Here is a 16,155-nt window from a genome sequence, read left to right on the forward strand (position 1 = left end):
GGATGGCTATCTTGCCTTTTGTATAGTTTGTGATCCTTTACACTACAATTTCCTTTTCTTAGGGCTCCGTCCAATAAATCTTATAACCATTTTTCATAAAGCTCCTTAGCCTCCAAATGTGATTTCATGGAAATCCAAATTCATTTTTTCTTATGGAATTCCTTATCTTGAGGCATCATATAATTGACGTATACTATTCATGGACGAAAAGGAGTTGCTTACATATTATAAACAGACAGGGGATCTAAATACCCTCGGTAAATTGTATGCGCCGTATATGTCCTTGTTATATGGGGTGTGCTACAAATATCTACAGGATGAAGAACGTAGTCAGGATGCCGTCATGCAGATCTTTGAAGAGCTGATCGTTAAGCTTCGGGGGCATGAGGTCGAAAATTTCAAAAGCTGGCTTTACGTCTATGCACGTAACTACTGCTTAATGCAGTTGCGAAAAGGAAAAAAAATAACAAATGTCGATATTGAAGATAACCTGTATGAGAGCGAACAACAGCTTAACCAATCGGATGAAGAGGATTGGACGGAGGGTGATTTTAAAAAATTAGAAACTTGTCTGGGGACCCTAAATAACGAACAGGAAACCTGTGTACGTTTGTTTTATTTGGAACAGAAATGCTATAGAGATATTGCGGAAATAACGGGATTTGATTTAAATAAGGTAAAAAGCTTTATTCAGAATGGTAAGCGTAACCTTAAAATCTGTATGGAGAAGAAGTAATGGAAAATAATTATCAACTATCAAGAATTCATAATTACGTCATGGGGCTCATGAGTAAGGAAGAAATGTATGCTATTGAACGGGAGGCTCTGCAGGATCCTTTTTTACAGGATGCCATTGATGGATACAAGATGCAACAAGGGGTTGATGCAAAGCAGCTCAGCATTTTGCAACAACGTCTAGCTCGACGCGTAGAAACACAGAAAATGGATAACAATAGACGTTTCTTTGGTTGGCAGCGTTTAACCGTGGCATTAGCTGCTGCTGTACTTTTTGTGGTCGCCTGCTCATTGGTGTTTTTTAAATTTTTCTCGTCGCAACAGGAAAAAAAGACAGAAGTGATTTTAATGGAGCAGCAGCTACGTGTAGATTCACGTACATTAGCTAAGAATGATGCTATTCCGGAAATGGGCTGGCCGCAATTTAATGAGGAGCTGAATTCTGAAGTCCGGGATGTTTTATCGACAGAAGATGTTATCGTGCGGTTTAATGTGGAAAACGGCTTAGCCACGGCGATCACCGTTGCCGGTACTTCGTCTTCGGAGGTTGGATCTGCGATCATCGAATTTGTACGGGATAAAGTCAAATGGAACGGAACACGAGGTGAAATCCGTATTGAAATTGATTCAAAAGAATAAGGCGCTTTTGATATCGTCACTGCGAGAGGCACGACGCGACAGTCTTTCCACTGATGTTGATAGATTGCCACACCTTCGTGCCTTCGGTTCGCAATGACGACGAAAGTATCTTTTTTACTCTTCCCAGCGAACTTTCTCGGCGATAGGATTCCGTACAGCTTCCCGCTCTTCACTCTGGTGATGACCTAAGTAAAAGAGTCCAATACATTTTTGATTCGGCTCCAATTGTAAGAATTCGCCCATGTGATTGATGAGACCCGGTGAGGCCCAGTATCCACCCAATCCGATGGAATGTGCAGCAATCCACATATTTTGAACAGCACAGGCCGTTGCCGCCAATTCTTCCCATTCCGGTAGTTCGCCCGTATAGTTTACGATGATAGCAATAGCGGCATTAGAAAGCGTTGCTTTTTTTGCCATATTGATCTCTGTAGCCTCCGCGTATTTTTCAGCAGGCGTGATGTGTTTATAGACACGACCAAGTTCGGCACCTAGGCGGTCCAATCCGTCTTTGCGAAACACCACAAATCGCCACGGTTGGGTGCGTTTATGTGTTGGAGCCGAATTTGCCGCTTCTAGTATGGTTTCTAGATCTTCTTTGCTTACTTCCTGATCCGTAAAATTTACTTGGAATACGGATCTCCTTAAGTGGATAGCTTTTAATACTTCGTTTTTATAACTCATTTCTTTTATCGTTGAATATGCGTGCGCTTAATTAGTTTTTTCTTCCCATAGGGAAGCGATGTGTAGTATGGTTAGTACCGCCTTCTCCATATCTTGGCGACTTACCCATTCCTGCTTGCCGTGAAAAGCATGTCCGCCGGCAAATACATTAGGACAGGGAAGTCCCATAAAGGATAATCTTGATCCGTCGGTGCCCCCTCGTATACTTCTACGCTCTGGGTTCATGCCCGCCCGTTGGATGGCTTCGATCCCTATTTCCATAATCTGTGGATATTGATCCAAGATTTCCTTCATGTTTCGGTACTGTTCCTGCACTTCAAAGGTATAGGTACATTTGGGGTATTTACTTAAGATATTCTTGACATGGTTCTCCAATTCTGTTTCGTATCGGCTCAGATTGGACGTCGCGTGATCCCGAACGATAAATTCGATCGTAGCCTTCTCCACTGTTCCTGACATATGTGTAGGATGAACGAAGCCCTCTTTCCCGGAAGTGCTTTCAGGAGAGAGACGGTCTTCGGGAAGTGTACCGATGATCTTCGAGGCGATTTTAATGGCGCTTTGCATCTTATCCTGTGCAAAGCCCGGATGTACGGAGATGCCATGTATGGTGATTTTAACCCCATCGGCAGAAAAGGTTTCATCCTCTATTGTGCCTGCCTTTTCGCCATCCATGGTATATCCAAATTGTGCACCTAGTTTTTCGATATTTACAAAATTTACACCTAGACCGATTTCTTCATCCGGTGTAAAAAGAATTTTGATATCGCCGTGTTTGATTTCGGGATGATTTAGGAGTAGGCGTGCAGCATCCATGATCTCGGCGACGCCAGCTTTATCATCCGCCCCTAATAAGGTGGTGCCACTCGCGGTAATAATATCATTCCCGATCTGGTTGGCGAGATCGCGATGTTCGTCGTAGCGGATTACAATGCTCTTATCGTCGGGAAGCACAAGGTTTTGACCTTGATAATTGTGGTGTACAACGGGTTTTACATTTTCGCCGGAAGAGTCGGGTGATGTGTCAACGTGCGAACAGAAGCAAATTACAGGTACATTCTTAGTTGTATTGGAGGGAATGGTAGCATATACGTAGCCATATTGATCTAAATGCGCGTCTGTAACGCCCATCGCCAATAGTTCCTCTACAAGTAATTTACTTAGATTCTTTTGCTTTTCCGTTGAAGGAAATGTTTCTGAACTCGGGTCAGACTGTGTGTCTATTTGTACGTAGCGAAGAAAGCGTTCGGCTACAGAGAAATCTTTTATAGTATTGATTATACTCATTTAATTTGTTTAAGGAGTCCAAAGTTAGTAAGAATATGCAAATACGCGAATATGCGAAAGCGCAAAATTGTAACGATAACTTTATAGATTAAATATTCCCTCCCAATGTCGCTTGCAAAGCAATTGGAGGCATTTTCTGACAGTTCGCAGGACACAGCAGGTTGCCCAGCATGAGAATTAGTATTATTATCGCATGGTAACACGTAAAAATAAACCTGAGTGAGAGCCTTTTTTATAAGTATTAGCTTCTATTTTCTGTTATGCCAGAGCGGCATTGGACAGGAGAATTTTATTGATTTAACAGGTACCTGGCGTTTTGCGTTGGATAGTGCGGATCGTGGGGTGCATGAAAAGTGGTACAACAAAAAGCTTTCACAGGAAGTCGAGCTCCCGGGATCGTTAAACGAACAGAATATAGGTCATGACATATCATTAACTACATCATGGACAGGTAGTATATACGATAGTTCCTATTATTTTCATCCCCGGTTGGAGAAATACAGACAGCCCGGAAATCTCAAAATACCTTTTTGGCTAACGCCCTTAAAGCACTATGTCGGCCCGGCTTGGTATCAGCAGGAAGTTCAGTTGGATAAATCTATGCTGAACAATAAACTGATCCTTCACTTGGAACAGCCTCATACGGAAACCACCGTATGGATTAATGGGAAGAATGTCGGATCGCAAAATAGTATGGTCGTCGCGCACAATTTTGACGTTACACCGTACGTAAAAGCTGGCAGAAATTCGATTTCTATCCGTGTTGATAATCGCATTAAAGAAATAAATGTCGGTCCCGATTCACATAGTCTCACCGATCATACACAGGGTAATTGGAATGGTATTATCGGGAAGATTGGAATACTACAACTACATCCTATTCATTTTGACGACATCCAGATATATCCGGATATACATGGTCGGCAGGCTACGATACGATTGAACACAACTGTGCCTAAAGCGCAGCAACTGAAAGTACGCTATTCTGCAGAGAGTTTCAACAGTAAACAGCAGCACCGGGTCGCCCCGGTTTCGAAATCCTTGACTTTCACATCTGCTTCAGATACCGTTGCGTTAACGATGGATATGGGCGAGGATATGCTACTATGGGATGAATTCGATCCCAATTTGTATAAAGTTACCTTTCAACTATACCAAAAGGATAAGCTGCTGGACGAGAGAGAAGTGACGTTTGGTATGCGCGAGTTTAAAGCCGTAGGAAGGGATTTTTATATCAACGGAAGGAAAACGTTTTTACGTGGAACCTGCGATAATGCCGTTTTCCCGCTTACGGGATACCCCCCCACAGACGAAAAATCTTGGCTCCGTATCTTTGTGAAGATAAAGGAATATGGTCTTAATCATGTGCGTTACCATTCCTGGTGTCCTCCGGAAGCGGCTTTTCAGGCTGCCGATAAAATTGGAATTTACCTGCAACCTGAAGGGCCAAGCTGGGCAAATCATGGCTCCTCACTGGGTAACGGCGAACCCATAGACCAATACATCTATGACGAGACGAATAGAATGGCAAAACATTTTGGCAACTATGCTTCGTTCTGTATGATGGCGTATGGGAATGAACCGCGAGGAAACCAGGTGCCTTATCTAACTACTTTTGTTAATTACTGGAAGGCGAAAGATACAAGAAGACTGTATACCGGTGCCTCGGTAGGCGGAAGCTGGCCTGTGATTCCCAACAATGAATTTATGGTGCGAGCAGGAGCCAGGGGCTTAGATTGGAATAGACAACCCGAAAGTGTTTCCGATTTTAGGGATAAAATTGCACAGTTTGAAGTGCCTTTCGTCGCCCATGAAATGGGACAGTACTGTGTCTTTCCTAATTTTGATGAAATTAAAAAGTATACAGGTGCGTACCGTGCCAAAAATATGGAACTTTTTGAAGAAGACCTGCGCGATCACCATATGGGCGATCAGGGGAAAGCGTTTTTATACGCTTCCGGAAAATTGCAGGCCTTAGCGTATAAGTCTGAAATCGAACGTGCCTTAAAAACGCCCGGATATTCAGGATTTCAACTGCTTTCGTTGAACGATTATTCCGGACAAGGAACGGCGTTAGTTGGGTTATTGGATGCTTTTTGGGAAGAGAAAGGTTATATCACTGCTTCCGAATTTAAGCGTTTTTGTGATACGACGGTTTTACTTATCCGTGCCCCGAAGTTCACCTTTACCAATGATGAAACACTGCAGGTAGACGTCGAAATGGCCCATTACGGCAAGGAAGTCATGTCTTCGGTAGCGGTTAAATGGAGGTTATTAAACAAGGACCGTCAGCCTTATGCCCATGGAATACTTAAGGGACAAGATATACAGATAGGAAATAACAATGCGGTAGGAACGATCGAGATTATATTGGATGGGTTAAAAGACGCTCAGGAAATGAAGCTTGAACTCTTGCTGGAGGGGACAAACATTTCCAATGACTGGGATTTTTATGTTTATCCAAAATCACTTCCGAAACTATCGGACGAAGTGTATTATGCGAATGAAATAAACGATTCTGTAAAACGGGTTCTGGAAAGCGGCGGTAAGGTGTTTTTGAATCTGTCGGGTAAAATAAAAAAGGGAGCAGAGATCGTTCAGCATTATCTTCCGGTCTTCTGGAATACGTCCTGGTTTAAAATGCGGCCGCCACATACGCTAGGCTTTATTTTGGATAGATCACATTTGGCTTTTTCGTCCTTTCCAACCCAGAATTACAGTACCATCCAATGGTGGGAAGTTGTGCATAAAGCACAGGTGATGCATCTCGAAGATTTTCCGGCAGACTTCCGTCCGCTGATGCAGCCTATCGATACCTGGTTTATGAACCGGAGGTTGGCACAAATCTTCGAAGCGAAAGTCGGAAACGGAAAGCTTGTAGTGAGTTCCGCCGATCTGTCTGACGATCCTAAAAAAATAGTAAGTCGGCAGTTGTATCATAGCCTGATCAACTACATGTCGTCTTCGTCCTTTGAACCGAAGGAGGTAATTGATTTTAAATTAGTTGAGGATCTTGTCACAAAACCTTCGAAATTGACCTTTGATACATACACTAAATCATCTCCGGATGAACTAAAACCGAATATTAATGAATTTTTATAACAATAATATGAACCTTAGATTTTTTGTTTTTTTAGGGATGCTGACTACAATGGGTCTGGTATTGACAAACTGTTCCTCCGCCAAAAAAGCGGTAACGGAAAAGAACAATGCAGACGTATTGCAGGTGATGCGGCTGACGAATCAGTATTTTATGAATAAATGGCCAGACACCGGAAAACCTATTTATACAACGCGTTGGAGACCAAGTAACATCTGGACCCGTGCGGTGTATTATGAAGGTTTAATGGCACTTTATCAGATTGACCCCAATAAAGCTTACTATGAATATGCGGTAGATTGGGGGAACAAGCACAAGTGGGGTTTACGGAATGGAATAGAGACGCGTAATGCAGACGACCATGCTTGCGGACAAACCTATCTGGACCTGTATGAAATTGATCCGCAACCCGAACGGATTAAGGATATTAAAGCGAGTATCGATGGAATCATTGCTTCCGGTAAATACGATGATTGGACTTGGATTGATGCCATCCAAATGGCCATGCCGATTTTCGCTAAGCTGGGTGTCATGTACAAGGACGATAAGTACTTTGATTTCATGTATAAAATGTACCACCACTCGAAACACGTAGAGGGCGGTGGACTATACAATAAAGACGACAAATTGTGGTGGCGGGATAAGGATTTTGTTCCGCCGTATAAAGAACCGAATGGAGAAGATTGCTATTGGTCTAGAGGAAACGGCTGGGTAGTGGCCGCTTTGGTGCGCGTACTGGAACTGATTCCCGAGAATGAAAAGCATCGCGCGGAATACCTGCAAGATTATATGGAGTTGATGGAAGGTGTCGCAGCAGCGCAACGTGAAGATGGTTTTTGGAATGTCAGTTTACATGATCCAACCAATTTTGGCGGTCGGGAGACCTCTGGTACGGCCTTATTTGTTTATGGTATGGCCTGGGGTATCAACAATGGTATTCTGGATGCGGCCACCTATAGACCGATGATTGATAAGGCTTGGGATGCTATGGTGAAAGAAGCGGTACACCCCAGTGGATTTCTGGGTTACCTCCAAGGAACGGGGAAAGAACCTAAAGATGGGCAGCCCGTTAGCTTTTCAAGTGTGCCGGATTTTGAAGATTACGGTTTGGGATGTTTTCTATTGGCAGGAGCTGAAGTATATAAACTAAAATAGAAAATGCAGAACAGCTCATTGCAGATAACCGAGTGGAGAGAACTCACACCGAGCTCGCGAGCTCCTGAAGTAATAATATACATATGAACAAAATAAGTAGTGTATTTTGCCTGTTTTTAGTTTGTTTTTCGACGGGAATGACGACAGCGCAGACGGTAGGAAGTTATGTTGCCGGGTTTAAAGTCGATGGAAACCGCATTCACTTTAAAAATGAACATGCGCAAACCCAGGTGGAGGTTTACTCGCCTACTACAGTGCGTATACGACATACCTGGAATTCGGATTTTTCCAATCTGGAAAATTATATGCTAGCGCCAAAGGCGTCCACAGAAGTAGATTTTACTGTACAGGAAGATGCAACGGTATTCCGGTTGAAAACTGCTTTCCTAACGGTGGAGTTGAATAAAAGCGATTTCAAAACCGTATTTAAAAACAATGCGGGAGAGATCATCAACCAAGACGAAATTGCCCCCCACAAATCTTCAAAAGAGGTGAAGGTGATAAAGAAAATGCATGCCGATGAACACTTTTTTGGATTCGGTGAACGCATGGACTTTCTGGATCGTCGGGGAAAGACCTTGACCTTAGATGTGGGTCGGGGTAAAGGAATGCCACATGCCGTGGGAGCCTATGACGTGTTGCAGGCTAATTATGCCCCTGTGCCTTTCTTTATGAGTACCAAGGGCTATGGGATATTTTTTCATACTCCCTATCGAACACACTGGGATATGGGAAGCTCCAGTACAGACGAATATTCTTTCGCGGCCGTGAATGGTGAAATTGATTATTTCTTTATCTATGGTCCGCAATTTAAATCCTTATTAAATCAATATACGAATATTACCGGTAAGGCCCCGTTGCTTCCTAAATATGCGCTGGGACTGCACGTCGGCACCTATAGCGGCGGTACTTGGGGGCACGAAGAATTGACCAGCGATGCGTATGTGGTGGAGCTGGCGAGGCGTTTGCGTGCAGAAGGTATTCCAACGGATATCCTCTGGTTGGATTCGACCTGGAGACTGTTTGGTAAAAATGGTGGGAAGGGCGCTACCTCTTTTGAATGGAGGGAGACGTTCAAGGATCCGAAAGGTATGTTTGATCGCATCTATGCCATGGATTATAAGATGGTCGGGGTACACCTACGCCCGCGATTCGATAATGCTAAAAGTCTTAATCTCTTAGATCAAGCGCGGGAGCTAGGGTATACGTATCCCGAGAAAAACAGTCCCGGCGAGTTTGTGAATTTTTTCGATCCGAAAGCCGTCGATTGGTGGTTTGAGAACGGTGTGAAGAAAGCGGCGAGCTTGGGCGCTAAATTCTTAAAGACAGATGAAGGAAGTGCATTTGGTGCATTAGCAAATGAAAGTGATAAAGTGGGGCCTACAGGAAAGGAAGCAGAAAGATTACATAATGTTTTCCCGTTGGTCTATGCAAAGGCCGCCTATGAATCTTTTGAAAAATTCAATGGTGTGCGTGGCCTCAATCATACGCGTGAAGGATACGCAGGTATTCAAAAGTACCCTTTTATTTTTGCAGGCGATTGGCCAAGCGAATGGCAATACTTCGAACCCGTTATTAAAGCTGGATTGAACATCGGCCTGTCTGGGGTAGGGAACTGGACACATTGTATGGGCGGGTTTGAGCATAATGCCGATCCGGAGCTTTATACACGATGGGTTCAATTTGGTATGTTTTCGCCTATTGCCATGGTATTTGGTATGGATCACCCCGGTTACAAAGAGCCCTGGAACTATGGCGAAGAGGCGTTAGCCAATTTCAAATTCTACGACGAGCTACGCTACCAATTAATGCCATACCTGTATACCGCCCTCTATCAGAATCACCTAGAAGGTACGCCCCTAATGCGTGCGTTACTTTTGGATCATCAAGATGATGTGAACACTTATTCCATAACCGACCAGTATATGTTGGGTGACTATTTAATGGTATGTCCGGTGACGACCAAAGGCGCTATTACACGGAGTATTTACCTACCTGAAGGTATTTGGTTTGACTATTGGACGGGTAAGAAATATGAGGGAAAACAATATATCCATGTGGTATCTCCGCTAGAAACTATACCGTTATTTGTGAAAGAGGGGGGGATTATACCCATGCAACCGAAAATGGCCTATACCGATGAAAAAAAGCTTGATAATATGACCTTAGATTTATTTCCCATGGGGCGCGAAAAGGAATCGCATTTCATCGTATACGACGATGATGGAGAAAGTCTAGCGTACAAGGACGGAAAGTTTGCGACTTCAACGATTGCATGGAACAATGCCATATTGAAAATTGAGCGGAGCCAAGGTGGTTTTTCCGTACATCCGCGAACCTATACCGCGAAAATAAGATCTGTTATGTCAGCGCCACAGGCTATTTCAGAGAATGGGAAGTCGTTGCCTAAAGTGGCTAAAGCAGATGGACTTTCCGGTGGTAGTTGGTATTATGACGCTACCAACCATGAATTAACGGTACAAACGGCTAATATGAATGCTGTAGATATTCAAGTAAATATAACCTATTGATATGCGTAATCTTCTAACCTTACTTCTACTTATGTATAGCTTTTTCGTATTCGGCAACGATCGTACGAAGTTTAGTTTTAATGCAGGATGGAAGCTGCATGTCGGAGACATAGCGGGTGCGGAAAAGCCTACTTTTGATGACGGAGAATGGAAGGGAGTCACATTGCCTTATGCCTGGAATGCGGACGAGGCTTTTGCCAAGCCCATTCATGAGCACAGCACGAATATTGTGTGGTATAGGAAATCATTTGTCTTGCCAAAAGGCACGGTGACGGATAAGGTGTTTTTGGAGTTTGAAGGTATTCGGCATGGTGGAGAATTTTATTTGAATGGAAAATTCATCGGCAGACACGAGAATGGTGTGATGGGTGTGGGATTGGATCTATCCGATGCACTCCTGCCCGATCAGGAAAATATCTTAGCTATACGTATAGACAACAGTTGGTCGTACCGGGAAAAGGAGACGAACAGTACCTATCAGTGGAACGATAAAAATTTCAACGCCAATTACGGTGGAATTCCGAAAAATGTGTGGATTCATTTCACGGCGCCTGTTTACCAGACGCTGCCTTTATATTCTAATCTAAAGACAACGGGTGTGTATGTTTACGCCAAGAATATACAGATTGATAAAAAGACGATCGATCTATTCGTCGAATCGGAAGTGAAAAACGAAACGAATGAACCTAAAAGTGTCAATTTTGTCGTTGAGCTTCGTGATATGGATAATCAGGTTGTGAAAACCTTTGCAAAAGATTATATCGTGCAGCCAGGGAGTACCAACGTTTTGCAAGCCAGTGCATTTGTCAAGGACGTCAATTTCTGGAGTTGGGGCTATGGATATCTGTATACGGTAACCTCGAAGCTTGTTATTGATGATCGTGTAGTCGATGCGGTCGATACCAAGACTGGATTTCGAAAAACAGCCTTTAAAGAGGGTATGGTGTATCTAAACGACAAGGTGTTGATGATGAAGGGGTATGCGCAGCGCACAAGTAACGAATGGCCGGCAATCGGGTTATCCGTTGCGCCTTGGCTGAGCGACTACAGCAATCGATTAATGGTAAAGAGTAATGCCAATCTGGTTAGGTGGATGCATGTAACGCCGTGGAAGCAAGACGTGGAATCATGTGATCGGGTCGGTTTGATGCAGATGCTGCCCGCCGGAGATGCGGAAAGAGATGTTACCGGCAGACGATGGGAACAGCGTACAGAACTCATGCGGGATGCGATCATATATTATAGAAATAGTCCCAGTGTGCTTTTTTACGAATGTGGCAATGAATCGATTTCGGAAGAACATATGGCAGAAATGATTGCTATACGGGACCAGTATGATCTACATGGCGGAAGAGCGATAGGCTCACGTGAGATGTTGGATAGTAAAATAGCCGAATATGGTGGAGAGATGCTTTATATCAATAAGAGCGACAGACATCCGATGATTGCAACAGAGTATATGCGCGACGAAGGATTACGTAAATATTGGGATGAACATACCTATCCGTACCATAAAAACGGGGAAGGACCGCTATATAAAGGGAACGATGCCAGCGACTATAACCGCAATCAGGATTCTCATGCTGTTGAAGCGGTAAAAAGATGGTGGGAGTACTGGAATGTTCGCCCTGGAACAGGAAAAAGAGTGAGTTCAGGCGGGGTGAATATTATTTTTTCAGATTCAAATACACACTATCGTGGTAAAGAGAACTACCGACGGAGTGGCGAAGTGGATGCCATGCGTATTCCAAAAGATGCTTTCTATGCACATCAGGTGATGTGGAACGGATGGGTAGAAACGGATCCGACGGGTTTGCATATCATTGGGCACTGGAACTATGGGCCTGAAGTGAAAAAGGATATCTTGGTTGTTGCTGCGGGAGAAAAAGTGGAACTTTTTGTCAATGGTGTTTCCAAAGGCTTCGGTGAGCGGTCGTATAATTTTCTTTTTACATTTGCAAACGTTGCATTCGAACCGGGAGAGATCACCGCGAAATCCTATACGAAAGATGGCGTGTTGTTAGCGGAGAAATCCCTTGCGACGACCGGTGCCCCTTACCGTGTCAAATTAAAATACCTACATGGGGAAAATGGATTGTACGCTGATGGAAATGATATGGTAATGGTCGATGTAGAAGTCGTGGATCGAGAAGGTCGACGTTGCCCCACTGCGCTTAATATGATCGATTTTAATATCGATGGACCAATAGAATGGAAGGGAGGCATTGCGCAGGGACCCAACAACTACATACTTTCCGAATCGCTGCCAGTAGAAGGCGGTGTGAATCGTGTGCTCCTGCGTACCCGCTATGGCAAGACAGGTAAGGTACAGGTCAAGGCTTCTTCAAATGGTTTAATAGCGGATTCTGTCGTGTTTGAAGTGTCTCCGATAGAAACAACTGGTGATTACTTTGTAAAAGCGTCGGCTTTGAATCTGCCACTAAATCTGAGTCGGGGAGCCGCTCCGACGAGATCCACTATCGTCCGTACCCGTGAAACGTTACCAATTCAAAAAGTTACAGCAGGTGCGAATGCGGAGCGTGGTATGAAATCTTATGACAGCAACGAACTATCAGATTGGGTAAACGATGGGAAATTAAATACAGCTTGGATCGAATATACACTGGCTAAAAAATCGGATATTGATGAAATTGATCTGAAATTGAACAATTTTAGATCGCGATCATACCCCATTCAGATTTTTATCGACGATAAATTGGTCTACGAGGGTAATACACCGACCACCTTGGGCTATTGTACGATATCCTTCCCAAAAACCAGCGGACGAAGGGTGAAAGTTCAATTGGCGGGATCGTCTTATATTGCTAGTGAGAATAAACACGAAGAAATCGGTGGGAAAAAACTGGACGATGGTGTGCAACGGGACGATATGAACGCAAAAGGTACATTGAGTATTATTGAAATTGATATTCATAAAAAAATAAAATAGCATGGAAAAGATTGCATTTAAAATGAAACTCAAAGAGGGACAAAAGGAAGAGTATATAAAACGACACAACGAAATATGGCCGGAGCTGGTAAGGTTGCTTAAGACTGCTGGAGTGAGTGACTACAGTATTTTTTTGGACGAAGAGACAGACACCTTATTTGCCGTACAGAAACAGGCGGGTAGTTCTTCCCAAGATTTAGGGAAGGAAGAAGTTGTGCAAAAATGGTGGAAATACATGGCGGATATTATGGAGACCCATGCGGATTCTTCGCCGGTATCTATACCTTTAACAAAAGTATTTCATTTAGATTAATCAAAAATATGAAGAAGATAGTTGCAGCGGTGATGTTGTCTTTGACGAGTTCTATGTCGATTTCTTTCGCGCAGAACCTATGGCCAAGTGTGACCAAGGAAATGAAGCCTTGGACCCGCTGGTGGTGGCTAGGATCGGCAGTAGATAAACCTAATCTGGACCGCGAATTAAAGCTGTTTGAGAAGGCGGGTTTCGGTGGCGTAGAAGTGACGCCCATTTATGGTGCAAAAAACTACGAGAAAAGATATGTACAGTACCTTTCCCCAACTTGGATGGAGATGCTCGACTTTACGACAAGCACTTCCAACAAACTGGGAATGGGTGTTGATATCAATCTCGGTACGGGATGGCCGTTTGGTGGTCCGCAGATCGAGGAAAAAGATGCTGCAACCCGGGTGTTTTTGGACGAGATCATTGTAAAGAAAGGCGAAAAGCTCCACTTTCCAATCAAGGTAAGTGATGCCAAACAAACCTATTCAAGCTTGCAGGCTTTACGGGCTTACACCTCTTCGGGCGAGGAAATAAATCTCGATGCCTTCATCCAGTCGGGAAATCCCGCTTGGACCGCTCCAGAGGATGTGAACATTATTGCCTTATTTTCGGGAAGAACACGGCAGAAGGTAAAACGGGCAGCTCCGGGTGGAGAAGGCTTTACCCTGGATCACTTAGGTACCTCTTCCGTGCAGACTTATTTTCAGCGGTTTGAAAAAGCATTTTTGGATAGACAGTTAAATGTGCGATCGTTCTTTAACGACAGCTATGAGGTATATGGTGCAAATTGGACAGATGGATTTCTAGGCGAATTTGAACAGCTAAAAGGATATAAATTGCAAGATCAGCTTATTCATTTTGCAGGTAAAAGTGCTGATTTGGATAAGCAAGCTAGGGTTAAGTCAGATTATCGGGAGGTGGTCAGTGCGATTCTAAAAAATAATTTCTTAATTCCCTTTACGGCATTTGCCAATAAGCATGGAGCTATCTCTAAAAATCAGGCGCATGGATCGCCCGGTAATTTGATAGATTTGTACGCCAGTACGGATATTGCCGAATGTGAAACGTTTGGTTCAAGCAGTTTCGATATCCCTAACCTGAGAAGAGATAGTGCGGATGTACGAAATGTAGATCCGGATCCCATGATGGCCAAGTTTGCCACTTCTGCTACAAATACCAGCGGCAAGAAATATACCTCTTCGGAAACCTTCACCTGGCTCACGGAGCATTTCAAAACTTCGTTGTCTCAGGCTAAACCCGAAGTGGAGCAACTGTTTTTGGCGGGTGTGAATCATGTATTTTATCACGGCACGACCTATTCGCCTCAAGATGTCCCTTATCCAGGTTGGTTGTTTTATGCGTCTGTTAATTTTACGACCAATAATTCTTTCTGGCCACACCTGAGCGGATTGAATCAATACATAACACGCGTACAGTCAATTTTGCAAACCAGCAAAGCGGATAACGAATTATTGATCTATTGGCCGATATACGATATATGGCACAACGCGAAAGGCGTGGATAAGTCATTAAGTGTGCATCATGTGGACGATTGGTTACATCCTACAGAATTCTACAAGCAAAGTGTTCGTCTGCAAAAAATGGGTTTTAGTTTTGATTTCGTGACCGATGATATTATCGGACGGGCATCGGTAAAGGATCATCGCATCGTCACGGCAGAAAAAGCAAATCCCTATAAGGTAATCTATATTCCAACCTGTACCTATTTCTCGGAAAAGACTTTTGAAAAATTGTTGCTTTTAGCAGAACAGGGTGCAACGATTATCTTTGAAGACTTGCCAAAGGAGATCCATGGTCTTTCGGATTCGGAAGGACGAAAAGCTAAACTCCAAAGTCTTATTGCAAAGCTGAACTTTAATAAGGATGATGTGAACCAATATACCGCCTATGGAAAGGGTAAGGTTTACTTGACCAAAGATGCGCAGTCTGCGTTGGAAACGGAACAGGTATTTGGTGAACGGATGATACGTACCGGTCTTAAGTTTAGTAGACGTGTGAGTGGTGAGGATACCTATTATTACCTTGTCAATCACGGAAAGTCTACCGTAGACCAAGAGATACGATTGAATACGGAAGGAAAAAATTACATTCTATTGGATCCACAAACCGGGGCAAACTATGCTTTACCTGTTCGTAACAAATCGATACGGGTGCAGCTCAAGTCCGGCTATGCCTGGGTAATCCTTGTTACTGACGATAAACAGGCCGAAAAGACCTATGCTTATCAGGACGATGTAAAAGAGGTCGTTACGCTTTCTGCCCCATGGAAGGTAACCTTTACCACGGGTGGGCCTGAACTTCCAAAAGGCAGATCATTGTCGGAGCTTTCCTCGTGGACGACGTGGAATGACAAAGTAGCGAACAGGTTTTCGGGGACTGCGGCTTATGAAACAACATTCAAGTTGAACAAAGAGCAGGGAAAATTCTATGTGTTGGAATTGGGTAAAGTGGCCGAGAGTGCAAAGGTGATGGTCAATGGTAAGAACGTAGGGCTCGTGTGGGCGCATCCGTTTGAAGTTAATATTGAAGATTTCCTAAACGACGGCGAAAATACGATTCGCGTTGAGGTGGCTAATTTAATGGCCAATCGGGTTCGGGATCTGGATGTACAAGGTGTGCAATGGAGAAATTACCATGAGATCAATTTTGTGAATATCAATTATAAGGAATTTGATGCGAGCGGTTGGAAGCTAATGGATAGTGGTTTGTTGGGGCCGGTTCGGATTTTAAGTTATTAGTGTTACAAAGA

At 43.6% G+C, this 16,155-nt stretch carries 10 protein-coding genes; 8 read left to right on the forward strand and 2 right to left on the reverse strand.

The annotated features are described in order from the left end of the window. Positions 1 to 199 precede the first annotated feature (199 nt). Together FAZ19_RS04200 and FAZ19_RS04205 are read left to right on the forward strand one after the other, a co-directional pair. Positions 200 to 736, forward strand: coding sequence for an RNA polymerase sigma factor (locus tag FAZ19_RS04200; RefSeq protein WP_136819329.1), 537 nt, complete (start codon positions 200 to 202; stop codon positions 734 to 736). Beyond that, the gene (locus FAZ19_RS04205) at positions 736 to 1,374 is read left to right on the forward strand and encodes a hypothetical protein (protein ID WP_136819330.1); all 639 of its coding nucleotides are present in this window, start codon (positions 736 to 738) and stop codon (positions 1,372 to 1,374) included. The genes FAZ19_RS04200 and FAZ19_RS04205 overlap by 1 nt, the downstream gene beginning before the upstream one ends. Before the next feature lie 114 nt (positions 1,375 to 1,488). On the opposite strand, the gene FAZ19_RS04210 is transcribed toward FAZ19_RS04205, so the two are convergent. Both FAZ19_RS04210 and pepT read right to left on the reverse strand, forming a co-directional pair. After that, positions 1,489 to 2,058 (reverse strand): nitroreductase family protein, encoded by a 570-nt coding sequence (locus FAZ19_RS04210; RefSeq protein ID WP_136819331.1) that lies wholly within the window; start codon positions 2,056 to 2,058, stop codon positions 1,489 to 1,491. A 27-nt stretch (positions 2,059 to 2,085) separates the two neighbouring features. Beyond that, the gene (pepT, locus tag FAZ19_RS04215) at positions 2,086 to 3,345 is read right to left on the reverse strand and encodes a peptidase T (protein ID WP_136819332.1); all 1,260 of its coding nucleotides are present in this window, start codon (positions 3,343 to 3,345) and stop codon (positions 2,086 to 2,088) included. Between the two features lie 219 nt (positions 3,346 to 3,564). On the opposite strand from pepT, the gene FAZ19_RS04220 reads away from it, so the two are divergent. The 6 genes from FAZ19_RS04220 to FAZ19_RS04245 all read left to right on the forward strand — a co-directional run bounded on the left by FAZ19_RS04220 (position 3,565) and on the right by FAZ19_RS04245 (position 16,144). Beyond that, complete coding sequence (locus tag FAZ19_RS04220) at positions 3,565 to 6,447, forward strand: exo-beta-1,4-galactosidase (protein ID WP_136819333.1); 2,883 nt, start codon at positions 3,565 to 3,567, stop codon at positions 6,445 to 6,447. Positions 6,448 to 6,454: 7 nt separating this feature from the next. Then, positions 6,455 to 7,600 carry a glycoside hydrolase family 88/105 protein gene (locus FAZ19_RS04225; RefSeq protein WP_136819334.1) on the forward strand — a complete coding sequence of 382 codons (1,146 nt, stop codon included), beginning with the start codon at positions 6,455 to 6,457 and terminating at the stop codon, positions 7,598 to 7,600. Positions 7,601 to 7,683: 83 nt separating this feature from the next. Further along, positions 7,684 to 10,131 (forward strand): glycoside hydrolase family 31 protein, encoded by a 2,448-nt coding sequence (locus tag FAZ19_RS04230; protein WP_136819335.1) that lies wholly within the window; start codon positions 7,684 to 7,686, stop codon positions 10,129 to 10,131. Position 10,132: 1 nt separating this feature from the next. Further along, positions 10,133 to 13,081 carry a DUF4982 domain-containing protein gene (locus tag FAZ19_RS04235; RefSeq protein ID WP_136819336.1) on the forward strand — a complete coding sequence of 983 codons (2,949 nt, stop codon included), beginning with the start codon at positions 10,133 to 10,135 and terminating at the stop codon, positions 13,079 to 13,081. A gap of 1 nt (position 13,082) precedes the next feature. Then, positions 13,083 to 13,394 carry an L-rhamnose mutarotase gene (rhaM, locus tag FAZ19_RS04240; RefSeq protein ID WP_136819337.1) on the forward strand — a complete coding sequence of 104 codons (312 nt, stop codon included), beginning with the start codon at positions 13,083 to 13,085 and terminating at the stop codon, positions 13,392 to 13,394. Between the two features lie 8 nt (positions 13,395 to 13,402). Then, on the forward strand, positions 13,403 to 16,144 hold the full coding sequence (locus FAZ19_RS04245; protein WP_136819338.1) for a glycosyl hydrolase: 2,742 nt from the start codon (positions 13,403 to 13,405) through the stop codon (positions 16,142 to 16,144). Positions 16,145 to 16,155 lie beyond the last annotated feature (11 nt).

This window comes from Sphingobacterium alkalisoli (genome assembly GCF_005049105.1).
Classification (GTDB): Bacteria; Bacteroidota; Bacteroidia; order Sphingobacteriales; family Sphingobacteriaceae; genus Sphingobacterium; species Sphingobacterium alkalisoli.

Coding starts and splice junctions, on each gene's coding strand:
- FAZ19_RS04245 (WP_136819338.1), top strand. CDS start 13,403: ATGAAGAAGATAGTTGCAGCGGTGATGTTGTCTTTGACGAGTTCTATG.
- FAZ19_RS04205 (WP_136819330.1), top strand. CDS start 736: ATGGAAAATAATTATCAACTATCAAGAATTCATAATTACGTCATGGGG.
- FAZ19_RS04210 (WP_136819331.1), bottom strand. CDS start 2,058: ATGAGTTATAAAAACGAAGTATTAAAAGCTATCCACTTAAGGAGATCC.
- rhaM (WP_136819337.1), top strand. CDS start 13,083: ATGGAAAAGATTGCATTTAAAATGAAACTCAAAGAGGGACAAAAGGAA.
- FAZ19_RS04225 (WP_136819334.1), top strand. CDS start 6,455: ATGAACCTTAGATTTTTTGTTTTTTTAGGGATGCTGACTACAATGGGT.
- pepT (WP_136819332.1), bottom strand. CDS start 3,345: ATGAGTATAATCAATACTATAAAAGATTTCTCTGTAGCCGAACGCTTT.
- FAZ19_RS04235 (WP_136819336.1), top strand. CDS start 10,133: ATGCGTAATCTTCTAACCTTACTTCTACTTATGTATAGCTTTTTCGTA.
- FAZ19_RS04200 (WP_136819329.1), top strand. CDS start 200: ATGGACGAAAAGGAGTTGCTTACATATTATAAACAGACAGGGGATCTA.
- FAZ19_RS04230 (WP_136819335.1), top strand. CDS start 7,684: ATGAACAAAATAAGTAGTGTATTTTGCCTGTTTTTAGTTTGTTTTTCG.